Here is a 4667-nt window from a genome sequence, read left to right as displayed (position 1 = left end):
GGTCGAGCCGCGCGTGGTGGCCGACGACCCGGTCGGGCCCGGACCGGGGCGGGCCGCCGCCGTCGCGCGCCTCGAGCGCTGGCGCGAGACGACGCGCCGCCTCGCCTGACGCCGAGCACGGGATTACCGACCGGTTTGCGCCGGTTCCGGTGCGCAGCCCCGTTCTCGAGGGTGCGAGAACACGTGTTCGTGGCGCCCGCGGGCTGCCACAATCCGAGGATGAGCACGACCGCCACCGCCCCCGTGACCGTTCTCGCGTCGTCCGCCCCGACCGGGGAGGTGCTCGCCGTCTGCCGCGTGCACGCCCTGCTGCCCGACGACGGGCCCGTCGGCGTCACCGCGATCGACAAGCGTCCTGTCGAGGGACCGGTGCGCGTCCGGCGCCTCGGGCTCCACGCCGACCTCCAGGCCGACCGCGCGAACCACGGCGGCGAGGACCAGGCCGTCTACGCCTACGGGCAGGACGACGCCGAGTGGTGGTCGGAGCAGCTCGGCTATCCCGTCGTGCCGGGGCTGTTCGGCGAGAACCTGCGGGTGCGCGGCATCCCCGTGACCGCCGCGGTGGTGGGGGAGCGGTGGGCCGTCGGGACGGCGTTGCTCGAGGTGACGCAGCCGCGCACGCCGTGCTCGACGTTCGCGCGGCGCCTCGGCGAGCAGGGCTGGGTCAAGCGCTTCGCCGAGGCCAACCGCACGGGTGCGTACCTGCGCGTGCTCACGCCGGGCGAGCTCCGCGCCGGCGACGCGGTGAACGTCTGCTACCGCCCCGAGCACGGCGTGACGCTCGCGGACTGGTACGCCGCGTGGACGACGCGCGGCGCCGAGTCGGAGCGCGCGGCCGCCGTCGCACGCCGGCTGCTCGAGGCACAGCTGGCGGGCGACATCACCCTCTCGGCCGAGATGCTGACCCGGGCCGAGACGGTCGCGGGGCACCGGATCGCGGACTGAGACCCCGGACCGGCCGGGACGTCGGGCCGGGCGGCTCGTCAGCGGCCGGCGCGCGGGATCCGCGGGGGGCGCGGGCCGCGGGGCGGCTCGGTCGGCGGCCACTCGCCGTCGTCGGAGCCGTCGTCCGCGGTGAACAGCAGGTCGTGCAGGCGCACCTGGACGGACTCGACGTCGGGGACGTCGTGCAGCTCGAGGCCCGGCTTGTCGGTCGCGTCCGAGATGACGAGCGTGCCGCAGCCGAACAGCCGGTCGACCGGGCCCTTCTCGTAGTTGACGTCGTTGATGCGGTAGAGCGGGATGTCGCGGCCGGAGCGCGTGATGATCCCCGATCGCATCGCGATGCGCTTGTTCGTCACCGTGTACTCGGTGGTGCGCCAGCGCAGCCACGGCACGAGCACCCACACCACCGCCGCGACGAGCGCGATCCCCGCGACGACCCAGCGTGCGACGTCGTTCGGGACGAGCAGCACCGTGACGACCACGGCCGCGACGAGGGCCACGAGCAGCACGAGCGGCCAGAACAGCGCCTTGGCGTGCTCCTTGAGCTCCATGACGACGTGCTCGCCCTCGGTGAGATGCTTCTCGCTGAGACCCATGGGGAGCATGCTGCCACCTCGGCGGGCTCCCGGGGAGGGCCGGCGGGGAGGAACCGCCCTGGTCAGCCGGTCGCCGGAAGGTTCCAGCCCTCGATGGTGCGCAGCCCGTGCCCGTACCCGAGCAGGCAGATCGTCGCCGTGCTCAGCTCGAGCCGCGCCCCCAGCCCGGGGTCGACGTTGAGCCACACCGTCGCGAGGACGCGCAGCAGGTGACCGTGGGCGAACAGGACCACGTCACCGCCGTCCTGCAGGGTCGGCTCGACGCGGGCGAGCACCCGGGCGCAGCGAGCCGCCACGTCGTCGAGCTCCTCGCCGCGGCGCCCGTCGGGTGCGTCGAGCACGTTGACCCCATCGCGGAAGACGAGCCACTCCCGGCCGAGCTCGGCGGAGATCTCGCGCGACGTGCGCCCCTCGACGGGGCCGTAGTCCCACTCGGCGAGGTCCTCGTCCGTGGGCGGGTCCGCGAAGCCGGCGATCTCGGCAGTGCGCCGCGCGCGCTGCCGGGGGCTGGAGAGCACGACAGCGGGGCGACGGCCGCGCTCGTCGGCCCACCGCTGCAGCCACGCGCCTGCCGCGGCCGCCTGCTCCTCGCCCGTCCCCGTGAGCGGGATGTCGCTGCGCCCGGTGTGCTTCCCGGTCGCGCTCCACTCCGTCTCCCCGTGCCGGACGAGCACGAGCTGCGGGTCGGGTCCGTGCTCGGACGACTGGACGGATGCCTGCTCCGGTGCGCTCATGCGACGTCCTTCCTGCTCGGCGGGGTACCCCCGCAGCATGGCGCGCGCCGACGCTCCGCGCGCGGCGGACGGCTCAGCCGGCGACGCCGTCGAGACCCGTCGACGCGAGGAAGAGGACGAGCGCGACGAGGAGCACGACGGCGATCCCGGTGGCGACGAGCAGGACGGTGCGGGGGCGGACGCGCACGGGAGGCTCCGGTCGGTCGGTGTGGGAGGGGCCTCCTAGTGTCTCCCACGACGGGCGAGGAGGCTCACGATGACCGAGCAGGCAGCACCGCAGGGAACGCAGCACGGCACGCAGGCCGGCACTCCGGGAGAGGACGCGCCGGTCTACGGCAGCCCGGACTTCGACTGGTCGATCCTGTCGGTCCCGACGCCGCTCGCGGTGGTCCGTGGCCAGCTCGGCTTCTCCTGGCTCGAGCTCGCGGGGCGCCTGGCGACGCTCACCCAGGAGGAGCTCAGGTGGGAGCCCGGCCCGGACGCGCTGCGGGTGGTGCGCCGGGGCGAGGAGCGCTCGCCGCGCACGCTCGGGCCGGGGGAGTGGGTCATGGAGTGGCCGGCCGGTCACGACTCGCCGCAGCCACGGACGATCGCGTGGCTCGTCGCGCACCTCACCGAGGTGTTCGTCGAGCGGTGGGAGTGGACGTTCGGGGACCACGAGCGCCGTCGTGACGCGGTGGAGCTCTCGGGCGAGGTCGGGCCCGCCGTCGCCGGGCTGCGCGAGGCGGTCGACCGGTGGCGCGCCGGCGTGGACGCGCTGCCCGAGGACGAGGTGTTCACGGTCGGGCTGAGCCAGGCGACCGAGATCGACGCGCAGTCGCCGTTCGCGCACCTCGTCGCGCACCTCAACCGCGAGCTCATCCACCACGGCGCTGAGATCATGGTGCTCCAGGACCTCCATCGCGCGGCGCACGTCACAGCGGGGCCGGGGAATCCGTGACGACGGCGCCGGGTTGACCCGTCCATGACGGAATCCCTCCCGACGCCCGGCGTCCCCGCGCCCGATGCCCCCACCGCGCAGGTCGTGCGGGTCGACATCTGGTCGGACGTCGCGTGCCCGTGGTGCTACATCGGCAAGCGGCGCCTCGAGACGGCGCTCGACCGGCTCGCGGAGCGCGGGTTCGCCCCGCGCGTCGAGATCGAGTACCACTCGTTCGAGCTCGCGCCGGACACGCCCGTCGACTTCGAGGGCACCGAGGTCGACTTCCTCGCCGGGCACAAGGGCATGCCGCCCGCGCAGGTCGAGCAGATGCTCGCGCAGATGACCCAGCTCGCCGCGGCCGAGGGCCTGTCGTACGACTTCGACGCCCTCCGGCACACGAAGACGCTCACCGCGCACGAGCTGCTGCACCACGCGAAGGCGCACGGCCGCCAGGTCGAGATGAAGGAGCGTCTCCTCAAGGCGTACTTCGAGGAGGGGCGCCACGTGGGCCGGGTCGAGGTCCTCGCGGACCTCGCGGCCGAGGTCGGGCTCGACCGTGACGAGGTCGTGGCCGCGCTCGAGGACCACCGGTACGCCGACGACGTCCAGGCCGACATCGACCAGGCGCGCGCGTACGGGATCAACGGCGTCCCGTTCTTCGTCGTCGACGGCCGCTACGGCGTCTCGGGCGCGCAGGACCCAGCGGTCTTCGTCCAGGTGCTCGAGGAGGCCGCGCGCGAGGCGGCCACCGTCTGAGGTCCACCTCACACCCCGGCCCGGTGGCCCGACGGCGCGGTTTCACCCCACACTGGATCACCCGCACCCCGGGCGAGGCCGCACCGTCGCCGGCCCCATCCGCTCCCCGGTGCCCGTGAACCCCACGAGGAGGATCACCATGACCGACACCACGGCGAACCACCAGCACGCCTCAGGTCTCTACCACTCGATCGCGAACCCCCGCCGGACCACGCTCCTGAGCCTGTCCGCGTCCGAGGCCGCGGCGCCGCAGCGCGCCGAGCACGGCTTCACGATGGTCGGGTCGGACGACGCCGGGGTGTGCGTCGACGGGACGTGCGCGCTCCCGGAGTGACCTCCGAGGGCCACCGCCGTCGTCAGTGGCGGCGGTGGTCCTGGATGGACAGCCGCGGCCCGCGGGCCGGCGGCCGGGCGCGCCCGGAGATCTCCAGGAGCCGGACGACGCGGTAGCGGTGCGGCGCGTACGGCGCGAGCAGCTCGAGCATGCGCGCGTCGTCCACACGCTCGCCGGTCAGCACCCAGCCGACCGCCTTGGCGAGGTGGAAGTCGCCGACCGACACGGCGTCGGCGTCGCCCAGCGCGCGCTGCGCGACCTCGGCCGCGGTCCACACCCCGACGCCGGGCACGAGCTGCAGGCGTGCGTGCGCGGCGGCGGCGCCGTGCGCGTCGAGCACGTCCGGGCACTCCTCGAGCCGACGCGCCACGCGCGCGGCC

The 4667-nt window shown here is 74.6% G+C and carries 6 protein-coding genes and 1 pseudogene; 4 read left to right on the top strand and 3 right to left on the bottom strand.

Annotated elements, in window-relative coordinates; translation table 11 throughout:
- The first annotated feature begins 219 nt into the window (after positions 1-219).
- Positions 220-945: an MOSC domain-containing protein gene (locus JZ5iCDA_RS15755; RefSeq protein ID WP_069388004.1), complete on the top strand. Its 726-nt coding sequence runs from the start codon at positions 220-222 to the stop codon at positions 943-945.
- Positions 946-983: 38 nt separating this feature from the next.
- On the opposite strand, the gene JZ5iCDA_RS15750 is transcribed toward JZ5iCDA_RS15755, so the two are convergent.
- Entirely contained in the window at positions 984-1541 is a 558-nt protein-coding gene (locus JZ5iCDA_RS15750) for a PH domain-containing protein (RefSeq protein ID WP_069388003.1), read from the bottom strand.
- Between the two features lie 62 nt (positions 1542-1603).
- A complete protein-coding gene (locus JZ5iCDA_RS15745) occupies positions 1604-2275 on the bottom strand; it encodes a histidine phosphatase family protein (RefSeq protein ID WP_069388002.1) in 672 nt (223 codons plus the stop codon).
- 256 nt (positions 2276-2531) lie between these two features.
- On the opposite strand from JZ5iCDA_RS15745, the gene JZ5iCDA_RS15740 reads away from it, so the two are divergent.
- From JZ5iCDA_RS15740 to JZ5iCDA_RS15730, 3 genes are all read left to right on the top strand, one after another.
- The gene (locus tag JZ5iCDA_RS15740; RefSeq protein WP_083260082.1) at positions 2532-3215 is read left to right on the top strand and encodes a DinB family protein; all 684 of its coding nucleotides are present in this window, start codon (positions 2532-2534) and stop codon (positions 3213-3215) included.
- A 24-nt stretch (positions 3216-3239) separates the two neighbouring features.
- The gene (locus JZ5iCDA_RS15735; protein ID WP_069388001.1) at positions 3240-3953 is read left to right on the top strand and encodes a DsbA family oxidoreductase; all 714 of its coding nucleotides are present in this window, start codon (positions 3240-3242) and stop codon (positions 3951-3953) included.
- A 139-nt stretch (positions 3954-4092) separates the two neighbouring features.
- Complete coding sequence (locus tag JZ5iCDA_RS15730) at positions 4093-4287, top strand: hypothetical protein (protein ID WP_069388000.1); 195 nt, start codon at positions 4093-4095, stop codon at positions 4285-4287.
- Between the two features lie 22 nt (positions 4288-4309).
- Here the strand turns inward: JZ5iCDA_RS15730 and JZ5iCDA_RS15725 are convergent.
- Positions 4310-4667 (bottom strand): annotated as a pseudogene (locus tag JZ5iCDA_RS15725) (DNA-3-methyladenine glycosylase 2 family protein); the annotation flags it as partial.

Origin of the sequence: Cellulosimicrobium cellulans (assembly GCF_001722485.1) — a bacterium.
GTDB classification, from domain to species: Bacteria; Actinomycetota; Actinomycetes; order Actinomycetales; family Cellulomonadaceae; genus Cellulosimicrobium; species Cellulosimicrobium cellulans_A.
The sequence above is the reverse complement of the archived record's forward strand: the minus strand, read 5'-3'. Positions and strand labels throughout refer to the sequence as shown.